General features: G+C 71.7%; 22 protein-coding genes. 12 read left to right on the top strand and 10 right to left on the bottom strand.

Translation table 11 applies throughout. From position 1 onward, the window contains the following. Nucleotides 1-44 precede the first annotated feature (44 nt). Both AB0K15_RS07175 and AB0K15_RS07170 read left to right on the top strand, forming a co-directional pair. Nucleotides 45-419 carry an STAS domain-containing protein gene (locus AB0K15_RS07175; protein ID WP_364046494.1) on the top strand — a complete coding sequence of 125 codons (375 nt, stop codon included), beginning with the start codon at nucleotides 45-47 and terminating at the stop codon, nucleotides 417-419. A 2-nt stretch (nucleotides 420-421) separates the two neighbouring features. Then, nucleotides 422-874: an ATP-binding protein gene (locus AB0K15_RS07170; protein ID WP_364046492.1), complete on the top strand. Its 453-nt coding sequence runs from the start codon at nucleotides 422-424 to the stop codon at nucleotides 872-874. Between the two features lie 15 nt (nucleotides 875-889). Here AB0K15_RS07170 and AB0K15_RS07165 read toward each other — a convergent pair whose 3' ends face one another. Then, the gene (locus tag AB0K15_RS07165) at nucleotides 890-2524 is read right to left on the bottom strand and encodes an AMP-binding protein (RefSeq protein ID WP_364046490.1); all 1635 of its coding nucleotides are present in this window, start codon (nucleotides 2522-2524) and stop codon (nucleotides 890-892) included. Nucleotides 2525-2623: 99 nt separating this feature from the next. On the opposite strand from AB0K15_RS07165, the gene AB0K15_RS07160 reads away from it, so the two are divergent. After that, nucleotides 2624-3598, top strand: a complete 975-nt coding sequence (locus tag AB0K15_RS07160) for an AraC family transcriptional regulator (protein ID WP_364046489.1) — start codon at nucleotides 2624-2626, stop codon at nucleotides 3596-3598. A gap of 133 nt (nucleotides 3599-3731) precedes the next feature. After that, on the top strand, nucleotides 3732-5198 hold the full coding sequence (locus tag AB0K15_RS07155) for an aldehyde dehydrogenase family protein (protein WP_364046487.1): 1467 nt from the start codon (nucleotides 3732-3734) through the stop codon (nucleotides 5196-5198). An 11-nt stretch (nucleotides 5199-5209) separates the two neighbouring features. Here AB0K15_RS07155 and AB0K15_RS07150 read toward each other — a convergent pair whose 3' ends face one another. From AB0K15_RS07150 to AB0K15_RS07125, 6 genes are all read right to left on the bottom strand, one after another. Beyond that, nucleotides 5210-6085 carry a hypothetical protein gene (locus AB0K15_RS07150; RefSeq protein ID WP_364046485.1) on the bottom strand — a complete coding sequence of 292 codons (876 nt, stop codon included), beginning with the start codon at nucleotides 6083-6085 and terminating at the stop codon, nucleotides 5210-5212. Nucleotides 6086-6207: 122 nt separating this feature from the next. Next, nucleotides 6208-8256 carry a transglycosylase domain-containing protein gene (locus tag AB0K15_RS07145; RefSeq protein ID WP_364046693.1) on the bottom strand — a complete coding sequence of 683 codons (2049 nt, stop codon included), beginning with the start codon at nucleotides 8254-8256 and terminating at the stop codon, nucleotides 6208-6210. 126 nt (nucleotides 8257-8382) lie between these two features. Continuing rightward, nucleotides 8383-9204, bottom strand: coding sequence for an ABC transporter permease (locus tag AB0K15_RS07140; RefSeq protein ID WP_364046483.1), 822 nt, complete (start codon nucleotides 9202-9204; stop codon nucleotides 8383-8385). Continuing rightward, nucleotides 9164-9997 carry an ATP-binding cassette domain-containing protein gene (locus AB0K15_RS07135; protein ID WP_364046481.1) on the bottom strand — a complete coding sequence of 278 codons (834 nt, stop codon included), beginning with the start codon at nucleotides 9995-9997 and terminating at the stop codon, nucleotides 9164-9166. Before AB0K15_RS07135 ends, AB0K15_RS07140 begins: the two co-directional genes overlap by 41 nt. Continuing rightward, entirely contained in the window at nucleotides 9994-10443 is a 450-nt protein-coding gene (locus tag AB0K15_RS07130) for a MarR family winged helix-turn-helix transcriptional regulator (protein ID WP_364046479.1), read from the bottom strand. The genes AB0K15_RS07135 and AB0K15_RS07130 overlap by 4 nt, the downstream gene beginning before the upstream one ends. Before the next feature lie 98 nt (nucleotides 10444-10541). Continuing rightward, nucleotides 10542-11150, bottom strand: a complete 609-nt coding sequence (locus tag AB0K15_RS07125; protein WP_364046477.1) for a LysE/ArgO family amino acid transporter — start codon at nucleotides 11148-11150, stop codon at nucleotides 10542-10544. 70 nt (nucleotides 11151-11220) lie between these two features. On the opposite strand from AB0K15_RS07125, the gene AB0K15_RS07120 reads away from it, so the two are divergent. Both AB0K15_RS07120 and AB0K15_RS07115 read left to right on the top strand, forming a co-directional pair. Continuing rightward, nucleotides 11221-12105: a LysR family transcriptional regulator ArgP gene (locus AB0K15_RS07120; RefSeq protein ID WP_364046475.1), complete on the top strand. Its 885-nt coding sequence runs from the start codon at nucleotides 11221-11223 to the stop codon at nucleotides 12103-12105. Nucleotides 12106-12184: 79 nt separating this feature from the next. Further along, nucleotides 12185-12805 carry a TMEM175 family protein gene (locus AB0K15_RS07115; RefSeq protein ID WP_364046473.1) on the top strand — a complete coding sequence of 207 codons (621 nt, stop codon included), beginning with the start codon at nucleotides 12185-12187 and terminating at the stop codon, nucleotides 12803-12805. A 6-nt stretch (nucleotides 12806-12811) separates the two neighbouring features. Here the strand turns inward: AB0K15_RS07115 and AB0K15_RS07110 are convergent, their stop codons facing one another. From AB0K15_RS07110 to AB0K15_RS07100, 3 genes are all read right to left on the bottom strand, one after another. Beyond that, complete coding sequence (locus tag AB0K15_RS07110) at nucleotides 12812-14884, bottom strand: AMP-binding protein (RefSeq protein ID WP_364046471.1); 2073 nt, start codon at nucleotides 14882-14884, stop codon at nucleotides 12812-12814. A gap of 136 nt (nucleotides 14885-15020) precedes the next feature. Next, entirely contained in the window at nucleotides 15021-15926 is a 906-nt protein-coding gene (locus AB0K15_RS07105) for a hydroxymethylglutaryl-CoA lyase (RefSeq protein ID WP_364046469.1), read from the bottom strand. A gap of 45 nt (nucleotides 15927-15971) precedes the next feature. Then, nucleotides 15972-17177, bottom strand: a complete 1206-nt coding sequence (locus AB0K15_RS07100; protein ID WP_364046467.1) for a CaiB/BaiF CoA-transferase family protein — start codon at nucleotides 17175-17177, stop codon at nucleotides 15972-15974. A 124-nt stretch (nucleotides 17178-17301) separates the two neighbouring features. Between AB0K15_RS07100 and AB0K15_RS07095 the strand changes: the two genes are divergently transcribed. From AB0K15_RS07095 to AB0K15_RS07070, 6 genes are all read left to right on the top strand, one after another. Further along, nucleotides 17302-18093 carry an IclR family transcriptional regulator gene (locus AB0K15_RS07095; RefSeq protein ID WP_364046465.1) on the top strand — a complete coding sequence of 264 codons (792 nt, stop codon included), beginning with the start codon at nucleotides 17302-17304 and terminating at the stop codon, nucleotides 18091-18093. 837 nt (nucleotides 18094-18930) lie between these two features. Further along, complete coding sequence (locus AB0K15_RS07090) at nucleotides 18931-20310, top strand: MFS transporter (RefSeq protein WP_364046463.1); 1380 nt, start codon at nucleotides 18931-18933, stop codon at nucleotides 20308-20310. 23 nt (nucleotides 20311-20333) lie between these two features. Continuing rightward, complete coding sequence (locus tag AB0K15_RS07085; protein ID WP_364046461.1) at nucleotides 20334-20819, top strand: universal stress protein; 486 nt, start codon at nucleotides 20334-20336, stop codon at nucleotides 20817-20819. Between the two features lie 79 nt (nucleotides 20820-20898). After that, complete coding sequence (locus AB0K15_RS07080) at nucleotides 20899-22023, top strand: acyl-CoA dehydrogenase family protein (protein WP_364046459.1); 1125 nt, start codon at nucleotides 20899-20901, stop codon at nucleotides 22021-22023. Further along, nucleotides 22020-22973, top strand: coding sequence for an LLM class F420-dependent oxidoreductase (locus AB0K15_RS07075; RefSeq protein WP_364046457.1), 954 nt, complete (start codon nucleotides 22020-22022; stop codon nucleotides 22971-22973). Before AB0K15_RS07080 ends, AB0K15_RS07075 begins: the two co-directional genes overlap by 4 nt. After that, nucleotides 22970-23419 (top strand): helix-turn-helix domain-containing protein, encoded by a 450-nt coding sequence (locus AB0K15_RS07070; RefSeq protein WP_364046455.1) that lies wholly within the window; start codon nucleotides 22970-22972, stop codon nucleotides 23417-23419. The genes AB0K15_RS07075 and AB0K15_RS07070 overlap by 4 nt, the downstream gene beginning before the upstream one ends. The last annotated feature ends 7 nt before the right edge of the window (nucleotides 23420-23426 follow it).

Below are 23426 nucleotides of genomic sequence, written 5' to 3'. Positions count from 1 at the left end.
CCGGCAGTGGCGCGCGCGGCGGCGATCCTGCACGATGGGATCTCGTGACGTCTTCTCCCCGGGATGTGCCCGAGACCGGCGACCTGCTGGTCACGGTGCGGTGGCATGAGCGGGCCGCCGTGGTGACCGTCGCGGGCGAGATCGACCTCGTCACCGCGCCCGAACTCGACGAGATCGTGACCGGCGTGGTCGACGAGCGCCCCGAGGCGCTCGTGGTCGACCTGCGCAAGGTCACCTTCCTCAGCTCGGCCGGGCTCCAGGTGCTGGCCGCGGCGCACCAGCGGCTGGGCGAGCGGGGGCTGCGCGTGGTCAGCACGTCGCACGTCACGACGCGGCCGCTCACCAGCACCGGTCTCGACACGTGGATCGGCCTGTTCACCACCGTCGACGAGGCGCTCGCTTCGGGAACGGAGGTCTGAGCGTGGCCCTGCCCGAAGACAACCTGCCCGAGGACACCCAGCCGGGCGGGACGCCGCTGAGCTGTCACGACGTCGTGGCCGAGCCGGGTGCTCTGCGCGCGCTGCGCCACCGGCTCACGGCGTGGGTGCGCGCGGCGGGCGTGCCGGAGGAACGGGCGCAAGACATCGTGCTGGCCAGCTACGAAGCGCTGGCCAACGTCGCCGACCACGCGTACGGCGGCGACGGGAAGGGCCTGCTCGACCTCGAAGCCGTGGTGCGGCCGGACCGCGTGGAGATCGTGATCACCGACCACGGGCACTGGCGCGCGCCGGTCGACGACCCCAACCCCGTGTCGCTGCGCGGCCGCGGGCTCCTGCTGCTGCGGGCCAGCGCCGACCACGCCGACATCACACCCGGCGTGGACGGCACCGTGGTCACCCTCGGATGGAATCTGAGCCCGGTCCGGTCGCACTGACGGGCTCGGCCACGCTCAGGGGTTGACGGGCTGCGGTTCCGCGGGCTGCCCGGCCGCCCGGCGGCGCAGGAGGAACCGTTGCACCTTGCCGCTGGGGTTGCGGGGCAGCTCGGTCACGAACTCGACCCGCCGCGGGTACTTGTACGGCGCCGCAACGGATTTCGCGAAGTCCTGCAGTTGCTTGACCATCGCGGCGTCGCTGTCCGCGCCTTCGCGCAGCACCACGTACGCGGCCACGATCGACCCGCGTGCCTCGTCCGGTGCGGCGACCACCGCGCACTCCAGCACGTCGGGGTGGGCCATGAGGACTTCCTCGACCTCGGGGCCCGCGATGTTGTAGCCCGAGGACACGATCATGTCGTCGCTGCGGGCGCGGTAGTGGAAGTAGCCGTCGGCGTCGCGCACATACGTGTCGCCGGTGAGGTTCCAGCCGTCCTCCACGAACACGGTCTGGCGGTCGTCGGCGAGGTAGCGGCAACCCGTGGGGCCCTGCACGGCGAGCCGGCCGGGCGTGCCGTCGGGCACCGGGTGGCCCTCGGCGTCCACGATCCGCGCGCGGAACCCCGGCACGGCGCGGCCGGTGGAGCCCGGGCGGGTGTCCTCGTCGGCGGCGGAGATGAACACGTGCAGCATCTCCGTACTGCCGATGCCGTCGATGAGCCGGCGGCCGGTGGCCTCGTGGAAGTCGACGGCCACGCTCTCGGGCAGCGCCTCGCCCGCCGAGACCGCGCGGCGCAGGCGGGACAGCGAGGCTCTTCGGTCGGAGGCGAGGATCGCGCGATAGGCCGTAGGGGCGGTGAACAGCACCGTGACACCGTGGGCCGCCGCGAGGTCGGCGAGTTCGAGCGGGGTCGCGCGCTCGACCAGCAGCGTGGCCGCGCCCGCGTGCAGCGGGAACACGAGCAGCCCGCCGAGGCCGAACGTGAAGGCGAGCGGCGGCGTGCCCGTGAACAGGTCGGTCGGCTCGGGCTTCACGAGGTGGCGCGAGAACGTGTCCGCGATGGCGATGAGGTCGCGGTGGAAGTGCATGGTGGCCTTGGGCCGCCCGGTGGTGCCGGAGGTGAAGGCCAGGATCGCCACGTCGTCGGCGGCCGTCTCGACGTCGGCGAACGTCGGGGGCTGCGTCGCGCAGCGGGCCGCGAGGTCGTCGGAGGAGTCGCCGCCGAAGGCGAGCAGCGGCAGAGCGAACGGCAGCAGGTCCTCGGTGTAGCGGTGGTCGGCGAGCGCGAGGGTGGGGGAGGACGCGTCGACGATCTTCGTCAGCTCGTGGGTGCGCAGCATCGGCATCGTGGTCACGGCGACCGCGCCGGCCTTGAGCACACCGAGCCAGCACGCGGCGAGCCACGGCGTGTTCGGCCCGCGCAGCAGCACGCGGTTGCCCGGCACCACGCCGAGGCTCACCAGCGTGCCCGCGATCTGGTTCGCGCGCGCGAGCAGTTCGCCGTAGGTCCACGTGCTCGTCGGCGAAAGCACCGCGGGCCGGTCGGGACCCCATTGCGCGACGGCTCCGTCGAGCAGGCGGGTTGCGGCGTTGAGCCGATCGGGGTAGTGCAGTTCGGGAAGCTCGAAGAGCAGGTGCGGCCACTGGTCGAAGGGAGGCAAGTTGTCCCGGCAGAACGTATCCGAGTGGGCACTGGGCGTGAGCTGCACGGCTGACCTCATTTCCCGTGGCGGCCGTCAGGAGAACGCCACTGTAATACAATTTACGATCGTCAGGAAGGCGCTAGAGCGGCCGAAGGGGGCCGGGCCATGGCTGCGGTCGTGAAACCCGAGGTCGACACGCGCGATCCGGACGAGGCGCGCTCGCGGCTGAGCGACGTCTACTGCCCGCACCGGCTCGACCTCGTCGGCGGCGCGCGCGGGTTCGTCTGCCGGCAGAGCTCGCGCGGATTCGCCAAGGTGCGGCTGTTCGACCTCGTGTACGGCGGGGCCGAGGTGCGAGTGGACCCCGTGCCCTTCGACGACTTCGTGCTCGTCACGCGTCCGCTCAAGGGCCGGTTCGCCGTCCGCTCGACCGCCGAAGGGCTGGTCGGCGCCGGGCCGGGCGCGCTGGTGATGGACGCCTACGGCTCGTACCAGCTGCGGTGGTACGACAGCGCCGAGGTGCTCAACACCGTGCTGGACCGCGACGGGCTCGAACGGATCGCCGCCGAGCTGCGCGGGTGGGACGAGCCGCGGCCGGTCCGGTTCGCGCTCGGCGCCCCCGCGTCGGCCGCGGCCGCGCGCCGGTGGGACACCGCGACCCGGTTGCTGCTGGAGGAAACGCGGTCGGCCGACGGGATGGCCGGCAGCCCGCTGCTCGCCGCCCAGCTCTTCCGGCTCGCGGCGACCGCGCTGCTGGAGGCGTACCCGAGCACGTCCGGCGACCCGGAGGGCGAGCCGGCGGGCCAGGCGTCGCCGGCGGCCGTGCGGCGCGCCGAGGCGTTCATCGAGCTGAACGCTGCCGAGGACATCGGGCTGCTGGAGATCGCGGCCGCCGCGCGGCTGAGCGTGCGCGGGCTGCAGGCCGCGTTCAGCCGAGCGGGGCGCCCGTCGCCGGTGGCGTACCTGCGGGAGACGCGGCTGCGCCGGGCGCACGCCGAACTGCGCGAGCGGTCCCCGGCGGAAACGACGGTGGCGTCCGTCGCGGCGCGGTGGGGCTTCGGCAACGCCGGGCGGTTCAGCGCCGAGCACCGCCGGTTGTTCGGCTGCGGCCCGTCGGAGGCCTTGCGCGGCAACGGATAGCAGCGCCGCGCCTCCACGGGCGGCCGGTTCGCGCACGGCGGGGGACAGTGAACGCACACCGCGTTGACTCCGCGGCGCGTTCCCGAATACTCCGCTGGGAGGTAACCCAGATCACTGCCGGAGGAGGACGCCCGTGCGCGCCGAATCGCTCGCTGCCCACTACGAACCCCTGATCAACGGTGAGTTCCGCTCGATCTCGACCGAGACCTTCCCGGCGGTGGACGCCGCGACCGGCGCGCGGCTCGCGACGATCACCCGCGGCGGCGCGGCCGACGTCGACGCCGCCGTGGCCGCCGCCCGCGCGGCTTTCCCGAAGTGGGCCGCCACCCGGCCCGAGGAGCGGTCGCTGCTGCTGCACCGTCTCGCCGACTGGATCGAGGCCAACGCCGAGCGCCTGGCCGCCATCGACACGATGGACATCGGCCGCACGATCTTCGAAACGCCACTGGACCACCGGATCGCCGTGGGGCAGTACCGGTTCTTCGCCTCGGCCGCCGTCACGCACGACGGGTGGAACCACCCCGTCGCCGGCGGCTGGGCCATCGCGAAGCGCGAGCCGATCGGGGTCGTCGGGCAGATCATCCCGTGGAACGTGCCCGCGATCATGACGGCGTTCAAGCTCGCCCCGGCGCTCGCGGCCGGCAACGCGGTGGTGCTCAAGCCGGACGAGAACGCGTCACTGTCCACTTTGGAGCTGTGCACGAAGCTCGCCGAGCTCTTCCCGCCCGGTGTGGTCAACGTCGTGCCAGGCTACGGCGACGAGGCCGGCGCGGCGCTCACGGCGCACCCGGACGTGGACAAGCTCGCCTTCACCGGCTCCGCGGAGGTCGGCCGGCTCGTCGCGCACGCCGGCGCCGAGCGGCTCGTGCCGGTGTCGCTGGAGCTGGGCGGCAAGAGCCCCAACATCGTGTTCCCCGACATCGAGGACCTCGACCGGGTCATCGACAACGCGACGTTCGCCGCCACCTACTGCAACGGCCAGTCCTGCCTCGCCGGCACCCGGCTGTTCGTGCACGACGACCTGTACGACGACTTCCTCGGCAAGCTCTCCGCGAGCTTCCAGGGTGTGCGCGTCGGCTCCCCGCTCGACCCCGCGACGCGGCTCGGCTGTCTCGTGTCGGAGAAGCAGGGCCGGCGCGTGATGGACTACATCGAGTCCGGCCGCTCCGACTCGTCGCTCGTCACCGGCGGCGGCCGCGCGACGGTGGCCGGCAGCGAGCACGGCTGGTTCATCGAGCCGACCGTGTTCGAGACGGAGAACTCCAGCCGCATCGCGCAGGAGGAGATCTTCGGCCCGGTGCTGTCGGTGATCCGCTGGAAGGACTACGACGCGCTCATCGACCAGGCCAACGACGTCGAGTACGGTCTCGCCGCCGGCGTCTACACCACCAACCTGAAGAACGCGATGCGCACGGCCGACCGCCTCCACGCAGGCTCCGTGTGGGTCAACCAGTACTTCAACCTCGTCGACGGCTCGCCCTTCGGCGGCTACAAGGGCAGCGGCCTGGGCCGGGAGTACTGCAAGGAAACGCTGGACATGTACACGCAGCTCAAGTCGATCGTGCTGGCGGAGGAACTGCCGCCGCCCCTGTTCGGCTGAGGGGTTCCGGCTCAGCCGCGGACGACGGGCCGCCACACGTCGTCGTCCGCGGTGAGGGCCGCTGCGGTTTCGGGCTCGCCGTAGTGCCCCGGCGGCAACTTCCGCCGCGACAGCGCGATCGGGCCCGCGCTTTGCAGCGCCAGGCACAGCACCACGTAACCGATCAGCAGACCGGTGAACGCGGGCGGCTGGCGGCCTTCGCCGAAGACCTCGAACAACACCGGCAGCGTGTACATCGCCGGCGCGGTGGCCTGAACCGCCTCGCGGCGCAGCAGCTCCCCGGCGGCGAGCGAAGCGTCGTCCTCGGCGAGCACGGGCTCGCGCGAGGTGGCGACCACGATCACCCCGGTGCAGATCGCACCCACGGCGAGCAGGCCGAGCCAGCTCCACGCCCACGTCCGAGCTTCGGGCACGGCGGCGAACACGGCCAGCGCCAGGAACGCGCCGCCGGCGAAGGTGGTGGCCGCCGTGGCGCCGAACCAGCCGTCGACCACGCCCTTCGGCCGCGCGACTCCGATGAGCCGGTGGGGCACCGAAGCGGCGAGGTTGCGCTCACGGAGGCGCCGGGCACGCCACCAGCCGACCTGGAGACCGGCGATCACGAAGAAGAGGGTGACGGCCGAGGTCATCTCCCGGCCGTGCACGCCCGGGAGCTCCTGCAGGCTCTGGTATCCCACGGCGCCGCCGACGGCGAGCACGGCGTAGATCGCGACCGTGCGAAGCCACGCGGAGGGCGCCACGGAGTGGGCGCCGATCCGGATGCACAGCAACCGCGTCGGCAGGGACACCGCGACCCCGCGGCGCGCCAGCCACCTGCGGGCGAAATCGATCTCCCGCGCCGACGGTTCGGCGGGCGGTCTTCGGCGGTACGCGAGGAATCCGTTCATGGCCTCACTCCCCCTGAAATCGGCCACCGGAGCCGGAATCGTGACACGACGTGCGAAACGGTGTCAACGACCGGCCCTGGCCGAAGACAGGGGGGGTGCGGCGCGGGGTTCAGTGCGGCAGTTCAGTTCCGCGCGTCGAGGTACTGCGGGTCCGGCGCCGGGACCGGGGTGTCGGGGACACCCGCCAGCAGCGTGCTCATCGCGTGGAAGTACGGCGGGGCCGCGACCGTGCCACCGAACGCGCCGTGGCCGCAGCGGCCGAGGTGCACCGGGGTGCCCGGGCAGATCTCCTCCGGGTGCGGGCCGTCGGCGAACACCATGGACGACACGGCGAAGTTGTCCACCCCGCCGACGAACGCGACGGACTCCGACAGCTGCGTGGTCCCCGTCTTGCCGATGTCCGGACGCGTCCAGCCGGCCGAGTGCGCGGCGGCCGCCGACGTGCCCACCGTGGTGTCCTGCGAAAGCCCGGCCTCCAGGGTGTTGGCGACGCCCGTCGGGATCACCTGCTCGCACCCCTGCTGCTTCACCGGCACAGCCTGGCCGTTGCGGTCGGTCACCGACAGGATCGGGTTGGGCGGGCACCACGTGCCGCCGCTCATCAGCGTCGCCGAGACGTTCGCCATCTCCAGCGGGCTCACCGGGCTGTTGCCGAGGGTGAACGAGAGCAGGTTCTGGAAGTACTGCGACTGCGGCTCGTCGTACTGCGGGTTCTTCGAGCGTGCGTCCGACGGGTCGGTGATCGGCGGGTTGCCCGCGTCGTTGGTCGCGAGCGTGTTGCGCAGCCCCAGCTTGCGCGCCATGTCCAGCACGGCGGGCATGCCGACCTGCGACTCCAGCCCAACGAACGCGACGTTCGGCGACGTCGCCAGGCCGCTGGCGAGCGAGATCGGGTCGGGGTAGCTGGTGCCGTCGTTGCTCACCGAGTAGCACGGCGTGTACTTGTTCGCGTTCGGCGGCGTGAAGCAGTTGCTGAACGGGTTGGGCAGCGGCGTGTTGAGCCCCGCCTTGCCCGCCACCATCGCCGCGGCCGAGGTGAAGATCTTGAACGACGATCCGGCGCCGAACTTGTTGCTCGCGTCGGCCACGATGTTCGTGGACGTCTCACCCTGGGCGGGATCCGTGCCGTAGTTGCGGTTGGCGACCATCGCGAGCACCTGGTGCCCGCTCGCGCCCGGCTGCACCACGGCGAACGTGTTGGCCACGCCGTCCTGCGTCGTCGGCACGTTGGCGTCCACCGCGTCCTTCACGACCTGGCTCACGTGCGGGTCCATCGTGGTCTTCACGACGTAGCCGCCGGTGTCGAGCTGGTCGACCGTGAACCCCGCCTGCTTGAGGTAGTTCACCGCGTACGCGCAGAAGAATCCGGCGTCGGGCGCCGCGCCCAGGCACGTGCTCGACGGCGCGGCCGGGCGCGTGCCGACCACGCCGAGCGGGGTCGCTTTGGCGGTGGCGGCGAAGGAAGCCGGGATGGACTTCGCCGTGACCATGGAGTCGATGACGGTGTTGCGCCGCTTGAGCGCGTTGTCCGGATGCGTATACGGGTTGTAGACGCTCGGGTTGTTCACCATGCCCGCCAGCAAGGCGGCCTGTGGCACGGTCAATTTGTCCGCTGTGGTCCCGAAATACGCTTCCGCGGCCGCGCCGATGCCGTAGACGGTGCCGGTGTACTCGACCACGTTCAGGTAGTCGGCCAGCACATCGTCCTTGGACACCGTCTGGCTGATCTGCACGGCCATCTTGGCCTCGCGCAGCTTGCGCGCCAGCGAGTCTTCGCGGTCCTTCTCCTGCGCCGTCTTGTCGTTGCGGTCGACGACGTTGATGAGGTAGTTCTTCACGTACTGCTGCGTGATCGTCGACGCGCCCTGCAGGTCGCCGCCCGAGCTGTCGTTCACCGCCGCGCGCAGCATGCCCTGCGGGTCCACCCCGCCTTCGGTGTAGAAGCGGCGGTCCTCGATGTCGACGATCGCGGCCTTCATCGCGGGCGAGATCTGCGCCGCGGTGACCGGAATGCGGTACTGCGCGTACAAAGTCGCGATCGTACTGCCATTCCGGTCCGTCACCGTCGTCACGAGTGGCGGGTCCGCGTGTTCCAGATCCGCGGAGATCGCGTCGACGGAGTCACTGACCTGATTGGACAAAACACCCGCGCCGATGGCGACCGGTGCCATCGTGCCCGCGACGAGAACGCCTGCCAGCACGCACAATCCGAGGAACGGGGCTACCCCCTTGCCTTTTCCCACGGTCCCCAACCTACGACCGGGCTCGTGTGAATACGGTGGGTAAAGCGGAACTTGTCATCGAGCCAACCTCCCGAGCAGAGCCGATGCGACGCCGATCGCCAGGGCGGTCGCACCCACTAGGACGCCGAAGTCCAGCCCGAGGTTGGCCGGAGTGCCGATGAGAAGTCCGCGAAGGGCGTCGACCTGGTAGCTCAACGGGTTGATGTGGCTCAGCACCTTCAGCCAGCCGGGCATGAGGTCCACCGGGTAGAGGGCGTTGGACCCGAAGAACAACGGCATCGTGATGGCCTGCCCGATCCCCATCAGCCGGTCGCGTGACAGCACGATGCCGGCGATCACGATCGAGAAGCAGCAGAAGAACGCGGACCCCAGGATCACGATCACGACCATGCCCAGCAGGCGCAGCGGGTTCGTGGTGAGGCCCACACCGAGGATCGCCGAGAGCACCAGAACCATGAGCGCCTGCACGAGCGCGCGCAGCCCGGCCGCGAACGCCTTGCCCGCCACGAGCGCGGCCCGCGGGGTCGGCGTGACGAGCAGCTTCGCGAGCACGCCCGCGTCGCGTTCCCAGATGATCTGGATGCCGTAGAAGATGGAGATGAACAGCGCCGATTGCGCGAGGATGCCGGGCGCGAGGTAGTCGAGGTAGGGGATCGAGCCGGTCGGGATCGCGTGGATCCGCGTGAACGTCTCGCCGAAGATCAGCAGCCACAGCGCGGGCTGGATCGCCCGCGTGATCAGCTCCGACTGGTCGCGGCGCAGCTTCTGCAGCTCCACCAGGCACATCGCGCCGATGCGCGAGAGCAGGATGCGGAGTTGCTCCACCGGTCCCGGGTCAGCCGAGACGGCGGGCGGTGCGGCGAGTGGCGCGGACATTGCGCATCCCTCCTGTTTCGCTCTGCAGCGCGTCGCCGGTCATCGACCGGAACACGTCGTCCAAAGTGGAATCGGGGCCGAGCTCGGCTTCGAGTTCGGCGGGTGTGCCGAGCGCGCGGATCCGGCCGCTGTGCATCAGCGCGACGCGGTCGCAGTACTGCTCGGCCTCGTCCATGTAGTGGGTGGTGACGAGCACGGTCATGCCGGTGCGCGCGCGGATCTCGGTGATGCGGTCCCACACCGCCGAGCGCGCCACCGGGTCGAGGCCCACGGTCGGCTCGTCGAGCACCAGGAGCCGGGGCGAGCTCACCAGCGCCTGCGCGAGCTCGAGGCGGCGGATCATGCCGCCGGAGTAGCCGCCGACGGGCCGTTCGGCCTCGCCGGTCAGGCCCACCAGGTCGAGCGCGCGGTGGACCTCGTCGGCACGGCGGGAGCGGGGGACGTCGAACAGCCGCGCGAACAGCGACACGTTCTCGCGCCCGGTGAGCGCGCCGTCGGCCGAGAGCTGCTGGGGCACGTAGCCGATCAGGCGGCGCACGGCCATGCGGCGGCGCGTGACGTCGACGCCGAACACGGTGATGGCGCCGGCCTCGAGCGGCAGCAGGGTGGTGATCATGCGGATGGTGGTGGTCTTGCCGGCGCCGTTCGGACCGAGCAGGCCGAAGATCTCGCCCGGCACGATCTCCAGGTCGACGCCGTCGACGGCCTTCGTGGTGCCGAACGAGTGGTGCAGGCCGGTGCACCTGACGGCGGGCTCGGGCCCGGCTTCGCGGTCGGTTTCCGTGGCGCTCATGCCTCCTCCTTCAAGACGTCCATCAGCTTCTCCAGCGCGGGCAGGGCCGCGGTGATCGACGCGGTGTCCTCTTCGGACAGCTGCGCGAGCGCGGCCAAGACCAGCCCGGTCCGCGCCTTGCGCCAGATCGCCATGCGCTCGCGCGCGGCCCCGGTCACCTCCAGCTGCGCGGCGCGCCGGTCGGCCGGGTCCACCTCGCGGCGCAGCAGCCCGGCTTCGACGAGGAGGTTCACGAGTGTGCTCACGGAGTTGCCGGCGAGGCTCAGCTCGCGCGCCGCCGCGGCGACGCCGATGCCGGGCAGGCGGTCGACCACCCGCAGCAGCTCGACCTGCGCGCCGGGCAGGGGAGGGCCGGGCACTTCCGCGCGCACTCGCCGCCGCACGACGCGGCGGATGCCCTGCACGGCGGACATCAGCCGCTCGGCGAGGTCGGGAGGTGGGGTCATGTCTTCGACATTAGCTCTGAGTCAGAGTTATTAGCAACGCTGATTGTCTTTTCCGTCTTATTCTTCACCATTTGCGCTCGTCGGTCTTCCTGGTGGTTTCAGGCCGGCCGGCCGAGCACCATCGAGACGCCGAGTGCGGTCATCGTCACGGCGATCAGCCCGTCGAGCACCCGCCAGGCGGCCGGTCGCGCGAACACCCCCGCGAGCCGGCGCGCGCCCAGCCCCAGCGCGCTGAACCAGACGGCGCTGGCCAGTGCCGCGCCGATGCCGAAGACCCAGCGACCGCCGCCCTGGGCGGCCGCGACGGAGCCCAGCAGCAGCACGGTGTCGAGGTAGACGTGGGGGTTGAGCCAGGTCAGCGCCAGGCCGGTGAGCACCGTGCGCCGCGGGGACGAGGGTTCGAGCCCGCTGGTCGTCAGCGCCCCGGGCCTCACCGCGCGCCTCGCGGCGAGGAACCCGTACGTGACCAGGAACGCTCCTCCGACGACCGCGATCGCCGTGATCGCCGCCGGCCAGCGCCGCAGCACCGCACCGATCCCGCTCACCCCCACGGCGATCAGCACGACATCCGACAGCGCGCACACCGCGATCAGCCGCTTGACCGCACCGCCACGCAACCCTTGCTGCAGCACGAACGTGTTCTGCGCCCCGATGGCGACGATGAGCGAAAGGCCGGTACCGAAGCCGGCGGCGAGTGCGGGAACCACGTCGTCGACCGTAAGACGGGGTCTCGAGATTAGGCCAGCTAAAGATTCTTACGTAACATTAGCTGCCGTGATGTCGGATCTCCCGCTCGACCAGGTCCGGACGCTCCTCGCCGTCGTCGACGAGCAGTCCTTCGACCGCGCGGCCGCCGTGCTGCACGTGACGCCGTCGGCGGTCAGCCAGCGCGTGAAGGCGCTCGAACAACGCCTGGGCCGCGTGCTCATCCTGCGCACGAAACCCGTGGGGCTCACCGACTCGGGCCAGGTCGTCGTGCGCTTCGCCCGCCAGCTCACGCGTCTGGAGGAGGACACTCGCGCGGAACTCGGCCTGGTCGGCGCGGCCGGTCCGACGACCCTCCCGATCGCCGTCAACGCCGACTCCCTGGCCACCTGGTTCCTCCCCGCGCTGGCCGCCGTGCCCGACGTGTCCTTCGACCTCCGCAGCGACGACCAGGACCACACCGCCACCCTCCTGCGTGAGGGCCTCGTGATGGCCGCCGTGACGTCGGCGCCCCACCCCGTGCAGGGCTGCACGTCAACGCGCCTGGGCCTCATGCGCTACCGCGCCATGGCTTCCCCCGCGTTCGCTGCCCGGTGGCTCACCGGCCGCCCGCTGGCTTCCGCGCTGGCCGAGGCGCCCGCCGTGCTCTTCGACCGCAAGGACGATCTCCAGGACCGTTTCCTGCGCACCCTCACCCGCCGCTCGTTGCCCTCCGGTGCCCGCCACTACGTCCCCTCCTCGCAGTCCTTCGCGGACGCCGTCGTCGCCGGCCTGGGCTGGGGGATGGTGCCGGAGCTGCAGACGCGGGGGTCCTCGGTGGACTCGCTGGTGGACCTGGCGCCGGACCGGCCGGCGGATGTGCCGTTGTACTGGCAGCAGTGGAAGCTGGACTCGCCCGCCCTGGCCGCGGTGGCGGAGGCGGTCGCCGAGGCAGCGGCCGCCGCGCTGCGGCAGTGACTGTCCTGAATGGACAGCATTGGCTCAGACAACCCCGCCCGAGCAACCCGCACACACCCCGAGGTGGTTGGATCACAACGTGGAGAGCAAGGGAACGAGGACGAGATCGCCCGAGCGGCTGGTCTTCTTCAGCGACGCCGTGGTGGCCATCGCGTTGACGTTGCTCGTGCTGCCGCTCACCGATCTGGTGCCCGAGCTGGCGGCGGAGCACAAGGCCGCCGTCGACGCCGTGCTGGAGCACTGGAACCAGATCTTCAGCTTCGTGCTGAGTTTCGTGGTGATCGCGCGGATGTGGTGGGGCCACCACCGCATCTTCGAGGAAGTCCGCGCCTACAGCGGGGCGCTCGCGCTCACCAACTTCTGCTGGCTCTTCACCATCGCCGTGCTGCCGTTTCCGACGGAGCTCACCGGCCAGTTCGGCACGGACCGCTTCACCACGCTCTTCTACATCGGCACGATCCTGGTCAGCAGTGCGTGCCAGATGGCGCTCGTGCTGATCGTCCGGCGGGACCCGAGCGTCGCGATCCGGGAGGGCGCGGTGTCGGACCGCTGGCTGGCCAACAACGTGCTGTCCGTCGTGGCCCTGGCGATCGCGTTCGTGGTCGGCGCGATCCGGCCGGCGCTGGGGTACTACGCCCTGCTGCTGCTCACCGTCCCGCCGATCATCGCCCGCCGGTTCAGCGGGCGCGACGACGACTGAACCCGCTCACGCCTGCGGCAACGGCCACAGGTCGTCGTTGAGCATCCGCTTGAGGATCTTGCCCGTGGCGTTGCGCGGGAGCTCCGGCACGAAGTACACGTCGCGCGGCACGGCGAAGCGTGCCAGCTTCTGGTGGATGTAGTGCCGCACGTCCTCGGCGTGCATGCGCGCGCCGCGGCGGAGCACGACGTAGGCGGCCAGGCGCTGGCCGAACTCCTCGTCCGGCACGCCCACCACGGCCGCCTCGTAGACGCCGGGCAACGCGACCAGCGCTTCTTCCACCGGGCGCGGGAACACGTTCTCGCCGCCGGACACGATCATCTCGTCGGCGCGGCCGGTCACGAACAGCCGGCCCGCGGCGTCCTGGTAGCCGACGTCCCCGGTGGCCATCAGGTCCTTCGAGCGCGGCACGCTGGAGCCGTTGGTGTAGCCGTCGAAGAGCATGTCGTTGCCGACGAAGATCTGGCCCTCGTCACCGGGCGGCACGGGGCGGCGCTCGTCGTCGAGGATGGCGATGCGGGTGCCCGGCGGGCAGCGGCCGGCGGTGGTCGGCGCGGCGCGCAGGTCGACCGGGTCGGCGATGCTGGCCCAGGAAACCTCGGTGGAGCCGTAGAAGTTGTAGAGGATGTCGCCGAAGGTGTCCATGAACGACGTCACGAACGAGCCGGACATCGCCGAACCGCTGCTGGCCACGATCCGCAGCGACGACAGGTCGTAGCGGCTGCGCACACGCTCGGGCAGCTCGTGGATGCGCTGCAACATGATCGGCACGGCGAACAGCGCGTCGCAGCGGTGCTCGGCGATCATCCGCAGCGTCTGCTCCGCGTCGAACCGGCGGATCAGCGACAGCTCCGCCCGCACGGACATCCCCACCTGCAGCGCGGCCAGGCCCCAGCTGTGGAACAGCGGCGCCGCGACGGCGATCTTGTCCCGCGCCCGCAAGGGAATCCGCGCGAGGATGCTCGCCGCCGTGCTCAGGCCCTTCGGCGTCGGCCGGCGCGCGCCCTTCGGAGTGCCGGTGGTGCCGGAGGTGAGCACCACGATCTGGCCCGGGCGCTTGGCCGGCTTCGGCCGCGCGGTGGAGGCGTCGTGGATGAGCTCGTCGACGGTCCGGTAACCCTGCTCGGCGTCGTCCCAGGTGCTCACGCGGGGGAAATCGCCCTGCACTCCCGCGATCGTCTGCGCGAACTCGTCGTCGGCCAGCACCGCCGCGGGCTGGTGCTCGGTGAGCACGTCCTCCACCGCGGAGGGCGACAGCCCGGTGTTGAGCAGCACCACGTCCACGCCGAGCTTGCTGCAGCCGACGAACGCCTCGACCATCGCCGCGTGGTTGCGGCACATCAGCGCCACGCGCCGGCCCGCCCGCACGTCCAGCTTCGCCAGGGAGTTGGCCAGCTGGTTGCTGCGCTCGTCGATGTCGCGGAACGAGCGGCTGTTGCGCTCGTCGTGCACCGCGATGTCGTCGGCACCGCGCGCGGTCGCCGCGAGGTAGCCGCCGGCGATCGTGGCGCCCCACTGCGACAGCGAGTTGAGCTGCTTCGCGACCTTGTCCGGCCGGCCCGCGACGAGCACGCCCGCGCGCACCAGCGTGTTGGCCGTGCGCAGCGCCGTCGCGCGGTCGTACTCGGGCGGCTCGGCGGCTTCGCCGGACAGCTGCAGCTCGATCCGCCGCGTCAGTTCCTTCAGCATGCCCTTGACGGCCGAGCGCGAGAGCAGGTCGTGGTGTTCGGGCGGCAGCGACGGGAGCATCAGGCGCAGCACGATCTCCGTCGCCCCGCCAGCGAGCGCGCGCAGCTCGAACGAGACCCAGTTGCGCTCGTCGGGCAGCCCGCACCACACCACATGCTCGCCGGGCCGGTACACCACCGCGTGGATGGTGCCTTCCACCAGCGTCTCCCGATCCGGAGCCAGCCTGATCAGGCAGCGCGGGCCGCGGCCACGCAACGGGGCCTCGGTCACCTCGCACCAGCTGATCGCCGGCAGGAATCTCGGGTAGAGCTCGGGGGAGCCGATGATCTGCCACACCGCGTCGGGCGGGTGCCCGACGGTCGAGGTCGCCTCGACCACATCGTCTCGCATTGCGATCCGCCTCACCGCCGCGCGCGTTGCGCTCCCCGGTACGTACCGGACGCGCGTTCAGGTGTCGGGCACGCTACCAGCAATCGGCTCAGCTTCGGTACTCCGAATGACCAGGAATCCGGCGGGACGGGAATTTTCAGACGAGCGCGGCGGGCACGGCAGGAACCGACGAGAGAGCCGAGCCGAGCTCGTGCCCGACCGCGAGCCGGACGTCGTCCCGCAGGCCGGCCAGCTTCGCGACGTCGATGCCGGTGGCGATGCCCTCGCGGTGCAGCAGGTGCACGAGGTCGTCGGTGGCGATGTTGCCCGAGGCCCCGGGCGCGAAGGGGCAGCCGCCGATCCCGCCGAGCGAGGCGTCGAACCGGCGGATGCCGAGCCGCAGGCCCTCCCACGCGTTGGCGGCGGCGAAGCCGTAGGTGTCGTGCAGGTGCAGGCCGAGGGGCACGTCGGGCACGGCGTCGCGCACGGCTTCGATCCCGCGGCGCAGCAGGCTCGGGTTGGCCGCGCCGATGGTGTCGGCGAGGTGCAGCACGCCGGCGCCGAGCTTGGCCAGGCGTTCCGCGGTGGCGGCGGTGCGCGCGGGGTCGGTGTCGCCGTCGAACGGGCAGACGAAGGCCGTCGCGATGGTCGCCTCGATGGCGACGTCGGCGGCGGTGAGGATCTCGGCGCAGTTCTCGAGCCGGGCCAGCGCGCCGTCGGTCGGCACGCCGGCGTTGGCGGTGCTGTGCCCGTCGCTCGCGGAGACCACGAGCCGCACGGAGCGCGCGCCGGCTTCGACGGCCTGCCGGGCGCCGCGCTCGGTGAACACGAGCGTGTGAAGGGTGGCGGGGCTGGTCGCCGGGTCGAGCGCGCGCAGGACCTCGCCGGTGTCGGCCATCTGCGGCACGCGCCGCTTCGAGACGAAGGAGCCGACCTCGAGCGCGCGGAATCCGGCATCGACGAGGCCGCGTGCGAGGCGGAGCTTGTCGGGGGTGGGCACGGTGCGGGCTTCGTCCTGCAGGCCGTCGCGCAGCACGACCTCGGTGATGAGGACCTCGTCCATGGTGGGTCTCCTTTTGTTCTCGGTCTGTGTCGGTCTCTGCGGGGGTCAGATCACGCCGTCGGCGCGCAGGCGGGCGCGGGTCTCGTCGTCGAAGCCGAGTTCGGCCAGCACGTCCTCGGTGTGCTCACCGAGCTCCGGCCCGAGCGTCCGCACGCTGCCCGGGTGCTCGCCGAGCGCGGGGACGACGCCGGGGAAGGTGACCTCGACGTCGTTGCCGTCGATGCGCACGGGTCGGCGCTGGTGCATGCCGCGGGCCTCGAAGTGCGGGTCCTTGGTGATGTCCTCGGCGGTGAGGATGGGGCCGCAGGGCACGTCGGCGGCGCGCAGCGTCGTCTCGGCGGCTTCTTGCGAACGGCCCTGCGCCCAGTCGCCGATGACCTCGTCGAGGCGGGCGGCGTTGGCGACGCGGCCGGCGTTGTCGGCCAGCGCCGGGTCGTCGGCGAGGTCGGGGCGGCCGATGGCGTGGGCGAGGCGGCGGAAGATGGCGTCGCCGTTGCCGCTCACGACGATGTACTTGCCGTCGCCGCAGCGGTAGGTGTTGGACGGCGCGATGCCGGGCAACGCGGAGCCGGCGGGTTCGCGGACCACGCCGAACGCGTCGAAGTCCGGGACCAGCGACTCCATCAGCGAGTAGACGGCTTCGTACAGCGCGACGTCGACGGTCTCGCCCCCGCCGCCCTCGCGTTCGCGGCGCAGCAGGCCCATCAGCGCGCCGATCACGGCGTAGAGACCGGCGACGGAGTCGGCCAGGCTCACGCCGACGCGCGTCGGCGGCCGGTCGGGGTAGCCGGTGAGCGCGCGCAGGCCGCCGACGGCCTCGGCGACGCCGCCGAAGCCGGGCCGGTCGCGGTACGGGCCGGTCTGGCCGTAGCCGGACACGCGCACGAGGACGAGGCCGGGGTTGAGCCGCTTGAGCTCGTCCGGGCCCAGGCCCCAGCGTTCGAGCGTGCCGGGGCGGAAGTTCTCGAGGACGACGTCGGCGTTCGCGATGAGCTTGCGCGCGACGTCCTGGCCGTCGGGGGAGCGCAGGTCGAGGGTGACCGACCGCTTGTTGCGGCCCAGCGCGCGGAAGAGGAGGGAGGTGTCGCCCGCGTGCAGGCGCCAGCGCCGCAGCTCGTCGCCGCTGCCCGGGCGCTCGACCTTCACGACGTCGGCGCCGAAGTCGGCCAGCAGCCTGCCGGCGGTGGGCGCGGCGATGAAGTTGCCCAGTTCGACCACCCGCACCCCGGTGAGAGGGCCTCGGTTGCTCATGATCACGCTCCAACCACATAGTGAGTTGCTAACTCAGAATACGGGTGCGTGTGATGCCGTCAAGACGATCGAGGCTGACTACACTCGGCGAAACAGTCGGGTGGGTCACAGAAGCGGGGCGGCGATGGCGGAAGAGCGGGGCGGCACCGCACCGGTGCTGGTGCTGCGGAAGTTCAAGCAGATCCTCGAGTCGTTCACGATCGAGGAGCCCGAGCTGACCCTGCAGCAGATCACCCGCGCCACCGGCCTGCCTGCGAGCACCTGCCAGCGGCTGGTGCACAACCTCGTGCGCGAAGGCTTCCTCGACCGCTACGACGACACCTACCGGGTCGGGCTCGGCCTCGTGCGCTGGGCCGCGCCGGGCACCTTCGGCCTCGACCTGGTGCGGCTCGTGCGTCCCGTGCTGCACAAGCTGCGCGACGACTCGGGCGAAACGGCCTGCCTGTACGTGCGCGACGGCGCCTTCCGCACGGTGGTGTCGCTGGCCGAGTCGCGCCACCCGGTGATCCGGCTCTTCGTGGTCGGCATGGTGATGCCGCTGCACGCCGGCTCGGCCGGGAAGGTCTTCCTGGCGTGGGACCGGCTGGCGCTGCGCGACGCCGTCGGCCACGGGCTGGCGCGCTTCACCGAGCACACGATCGTCGACATCGACCAGCTCAACCAGCAGCTCGCCCAGGTCCGCGCCGACGGCTACGCCAGCAGCTTCGAGGAACGCGACCTCGGCGCGGCCTCGCTGAGCGCCCCGGTGTTCGGCCTGACGGGCGAGCTCAGCGCCGTGATCGGCATCGGCGCGCCGACGCAGCGCATGACGGCGGTCGACGTGCCACGCCTGGCACCCCTGGTCCTCGCCGCGGCAGCCGCGGCGTCGGAACGGCTCGGCTACCGCGCGGGAATGGCTCGCGACGTCATCGGCTGATAGTCCGGGGCGGTTGCGCGGGGGAGGGCTGGTGGCGTGGTCGGCTGGCGCTGCTGGTGTTCGGGGCTGTGTGGGGGATGGTCGGCGGCGTGGTCGGCTGGTGCTGCTGGTGTTCGGGGCTGTGTGGGGGAGGGCTGGTGGCGTGGTCGGCTGGTGCTGCTGGTGTTCGGGGCTGTGTGGGGGAGGGCTGGTGGCGTGGTCGGCTGGCGCTGCTGGTGTTCGGGGCTGTGTGGGGGATGGTCGGCGGCGTGGTCGGCTGGTGCCGCTGGTGTTCGGGGCTGTGTGGGGGATGGTCGGCGGCGTGGTCAGCTGAAAGTGCCACTCCGCTCTTCCGGCTGAGGTGCATCGGCTGACCTGCGCGGCTTTCGTTCCACCTGGATGAGCTGGCCTGGTCGTGCCCGGTTCACCCTGGTCCGATCCGATCTTCGCTTGGTTCCGCCGTGGACTGGTTCGGCGTTGCCGGCGCCCGCCGTTGCCGGCCCGCCTTCACCTGGGTCCGCGTGGACGTGGTCGACCTCCCCGAAGCGGCCCGCGCCGGCCATGGCTCGTGCGGCCAGGGGCGGTCGTGGTGTCTGATATGGGTTGTTCACCGGGTTCGTTGCGAAGTGAAGATTTCTTGTCGTGCGATCCGCCCGCGCGGCTCGCCACTCTTCGCGCTGGTGAGCGGCCTGCCGGGGCCGGATCTGTCCCGATCAGTGGACCCCGCAGGCTGATCCGCAACGCTCCGCAACCCTTGACGCCCACGCGCACGTCGCCACATCATGGGAGCACGAATCACATAGTGGATCCTGCCTCACGCTTGATCCGCGCGGCCATGACTGTCAAAGGAGACGACGGATGGCGAACCCCCTCGACACGGCGGAGCCGGGGACGGCCGCGGTCGCGGCGCGGCTCGACCGGTTGCCGGTCACCCGCACTCACCGGCGCGCGACGGTCGCCGTCGGGCTCGGCCTGTTCTTCGAGTTCTACGAGGTGTTCCTGACCGGGACGATCAGCGCGGTGCTGGTCAGCGAGTTCAAGCTCAGCAAGGCGGCGCTCCCGCCGCTGCTGGCCTCGACGTTCCTCGGCATGTTCTTCGGCGCGTTGCTGCTCGGCCGGCTGGCCGACCGCTTCGGCCGGCGCGGGGCGTTCCTGCTCAATCTGGCGCTGTACTCGTTCTTCTCGCTGCTCGGCGCGTTCAGCGGCAACGCGATCATGCTGCTGATCACCCGGTTCTTCGCCGGCGTGGGCCTCGGCGCCGAACCGCCACTGGCCGACACCTACCTCACCGACCTGCTGCCCGCCCGCAAGCGCGGCAAGCTGATCGCGTGGGCATACACGCTCGCGTTCTGCGGGGTGCCGGTCGTCGGGTTCCTCGCGAAGGGGCTCACCGAGGGCTCGTTTCTGGGCATCGCCGGCTGGCGCTGGCTGTTCGTGATCGGCGCGCTCGGCGCCGGCGTGGTGTTCCTGCTGCGCCGCGGCCTGCCGGAGTCGCCGCGCTGGCTGCACTCGGTGGGGCGCACGCAGGAGGCGGAGACCGTGATCCGGGGGCTCGAGGCCGAGGCGGGCCAGGCCCCGGCCGCCGAGCCCGTGGCCGCGCCGGCCGAGAAGCCCGTGCGCAAGGCCGCGCCGGTGCGTGACCTGTTCGGGCCGACGTACCGCCGCCGCACGATCATGATGACGCTCTTCCACGTGCTCCAGACCATCGGCTACTACGGCTTCGGCACGATGGTCCCGCTCGTGCTCGCCGCGAAGGGCTACCCGGTTTCGCAGTCGCTGCTGTTCACCGCGCTCACGTTCCTCGGCTACCCGGTGGGCTCGGCGTTGTCGCTGCCGCTCGTGGAACGCTTGGAGCGCAAGCACTTGGTCATCGGCTCGGTGCTCGCGATGGCGGTGTTCGGCCTCGCGTTCGGGCTCGCGAGCTCCATCGCGCTCGCCATCGTCTTCGGGTTCATCTACACGGCGATCAGCAACGTGTTCTCCAACGCGTACCACATCTACCAGGCCGAGATCTTCCCGACGGGCCTGCGTTCCACGGCGTCCAGCGGCACGTACTCGATTTCGCGGCTGGCGAGCGGTGTGATGCCGTTCGTGTTGGTCCCGCTGCTCGACAGCTCGGGCGCGACCACACTGTTCGTGGTGATCGGCGCGGCGCTCGTGCTGGTGGCGCTGGACATCGCGATCCTCGGGCCGCGCACCACGGGCCGCTCGGTGGAGAACGTGGCCGGGGAAGGCTGACCGCTCCGGACATAATGGGCCCCGTGGAAGATCTGGTCGAGGAGTACGGCCCGCGGTGGAAATCCGGGCCGTACGAACGGGGAACCGACGGACCGCGCGTGATCCTGGTCGGCACGGACACATCGCCGACGGGGTTGCGCGCGGCTTCGTATGCGGCGGGTCTGGCCCGGCGCCAGCGGGCGCGGCTGGTGGTCGTGTACGTCGCGGCGCCGTCGATGTGGGCCGGGCTGGCCGCGGCCGCCGTGGTCGACGTCGAGCAGCAGACGTTCACCGAGGAGATCGCGCAGCTGCGGTCCGAGCTGCACGCACGCGCGGACGAGCTCGGGGTGCCCGTGACGTTCGTGGTGCGCCGCGGCGAGGCCTACCCGGAGCTGAAGGAAGCCGCGCTCGAGGTGAGCGCCGACATGGTCGTGGTCGGGGCGTCGGAGCAGGGCGGGCACCGGCTCGTCGGCTCGGTGGGCAACCGCCTGGTGCGCGCGGGGATCTGGCCCGTGGTCGTGGTGCCCTGACCAGCGGACGTTGACAGGTCACAGCGAGTCGGTAAGAATTCTGAACCGGTAAGTTTCCTGAACCGGTCGGAGGACGACAGTGGGCACTCGCGACGACCTGCTCCACAAGGCGCAACCGGTGGCCGCGGCGGCCGCGGAGCACGCCGGGGAAACCGAACGGCTTCGCGCGCTGGCGCCCGAGGTGGTCTCCGCGGCCAAGGCTTCGGGGCTGTTCCGCGCCGGGCTGCCGGCCGCGCTCGGCGGCGCGGAACCTTCGGCGGCGGCGATCCTGCGCGCCGCCGAGCGCGTGGCCGAGGCCGACGCGTCGGCGGGCTGGTGCGTGTCGATCGCGGCCACGAGCAGCCTGCTCGGCGCGTACCTGCCGGAGAAGGGCGGCCTGGAGGTTTTCGGTGACCCCGGCGCCGTGGCCGCCGGCGTCTGGGCGCCGCGAGGCAAGGCGGTGGCCGTGGACGGCGGGGTCACGGTGTCGGGGCGCTGGTCGTTCTGCAGTGGCGTGCCGCACGCGGACTGGATCTTCCTGGGCGTCGTGCTCGACGGGAAGCTCGTGGTCGCCGCGATCCCCACGGCTGAGCTGCACGTCCACGACACCTGGCACACGTCGGGCCTGCGCGGCACCGGCAGCCACGACACGAGCGCCGACGCGGTGTTCGTGCCGGACCACCGGCTCTTGTCCGTTGTGGACGGTCCGCCCGCCGGCGCCGGGCAGCTGCACCGGTTCCCGCTGTTCGGTTTCTTCGCCGCGTCGATCTCCGCCGCCGCCCTGGGCAACGCGCGGGGCGCGATCACGGAGTTCACCGAGCTGGCCACGGCGAAGCACCCCAGCGGTTCCCGCCGCACACTGGCCGAACGCCCGGCCGCGCAGAGCGCCGTCGCCGAGGCCGAAGCTTCGCTGCGCGCGGCCCGCGAGTTCTACTACCGCGCGATCGACGACGCCTGGCAGGCGGCTTCGGCTGATTCCACGGTGCCGGAAGACCTTCGCCTCGCTTTGCGCCTCGCGTGCACCCACGCGGTCCGCACCTCGGCCGACGTCGTCCGCTCCCTCTACGACCTCGGCGGCGGCTCGGCCATCTACGAGACTTCCCCGCTGCAGCGCCGATTCCGCGACGCGCACACGGCCACCGCACACTTCCAGGTCAACCCCGCCACCTACGAGCTGACCGGCCGCGTCCTGCTCGGCCTCTCGACCGACACGGCGCAGCTGTGAACGCGGTCGGGGTGGTGACGCCGTTCTGGCTGGATCGGCCGGCGGCGGAGGCGGTGGACATCGCCGTGGAGGCCGACCGGTGCGGGTTCGGGGAGTTGTGGGTCGGGGAGATGGCGACGTTCGACGCGTTCGCGCTCGCCACGGCCGTCAGCCTGCGGACGGAACGGATCGGGGTGAAGATCGGGCCGTTGCCGCTCGGGGTGCGTACGCCGGTGGCGCTCGGGTTGGGAGTGGCGTCGGTCGCGGCGCTGGCGCGCAGGCCCGTGGGGCTGGCGCTGGGCGGGTCGAGCCCGGCGATCGTGAGCGGCTGGCACGACCGGCCGTGGGACCACGCGGCTCTGCGGATGCGGGAGACCGTGGCCGCGGTCCGGACCGTCCTCGAGGGACAACGGCTGTCCGTCCACGGGAAACACGTGCGCAGCAACGGGTTTCGCCTGCGGGAGCCGGCGCCGGTGCCGATCACGGTGGCCGCGTTCGGGCCGGCGATGACGCGCGTGGCCGCGGAGATCGCGGACGAGGTCGTGCTGAATCTCGTGCCACCCTCGCACGTTTCGCGCGTGCGCAAGGAGATCGACGGCCAGGCGCACGCCGCGGGCCGCACGCCGCCACGGCTGGCCGCGTGGGTGCCGGTGGCGCTGAACCCGGGGGAGGCGACCCTGCGGCAGCTCGCGGCGCAGGCCGGCGTGTACCTGAGCCCGCCCGGCTATGGCGAGATGTTCGCCGAGCTGGGGTACGGCGAGCTCGTCGCCGCGGCGCGTTCCGGCGCCAAGCGCTCGGCACTGGTGGTGCCGCCTTCGCTGGTCGCCGACGTCGGGGCGATCGGGTCCGCCGCCCAGGTGCGCGAACGCATCGCGGCCTACCACGCGGCGGGCGCCGACCACGTGGGTCTGGTCCCGGCCACGGCGGAAGACCCGGCGGGCCGCACCCTGCTGCGCGAGCTGGCCCCGTGACGGCCGGGTCGCAGCGCTTCACCACCGAGTCCGTCGGCCGCGCCCTCGACGTCCTCGGCGAACGCTGGACGCTGCTCATCCTGCGCGAGGCGTTCTTCGGCGTCCGCCGCTACGCCCAGTTCGCCCGCAACCTCGGCATCCCCCGCCCGACACTGTCGGCGCGGCTCAAGCAGCTCGTGGAACAGGGCGTGCTCGACCGCGTGGTCTACGCCACCGACCCGGACCGCCACGAATACCGCCTCACCGCGACCGGCAAGGAGATCTTCCCGGCGCTGGTGATCCTCATGCGCTGGGGCGACGAGCACCTCCCCGTACCCGACGGCCCGCCGCTCGTGCTGCGCCACTCCTGCGGCGAACCCGTGGCCCCCCTGCTGACCTGCACCCACTGCGGCGACGAGATCACGACGGCGAACGTGACGCCGGAACCGGGCCCGGGGTATCGCTGACCCGGGC

It is taken from the genome of Amycolatopsis sp. NPDC049253, assembly GCF_040678995.1.
GTDB lineage: Bacteria > Actinomycetota > Actinomycetes > Mycobacteriales > Pseudonocardiaceae > Amycolatopsis.
Note: the sequence above shows the minus strand (reverse complement) of the source record. Positions and strands in the feature narration are given on the sequence as shown.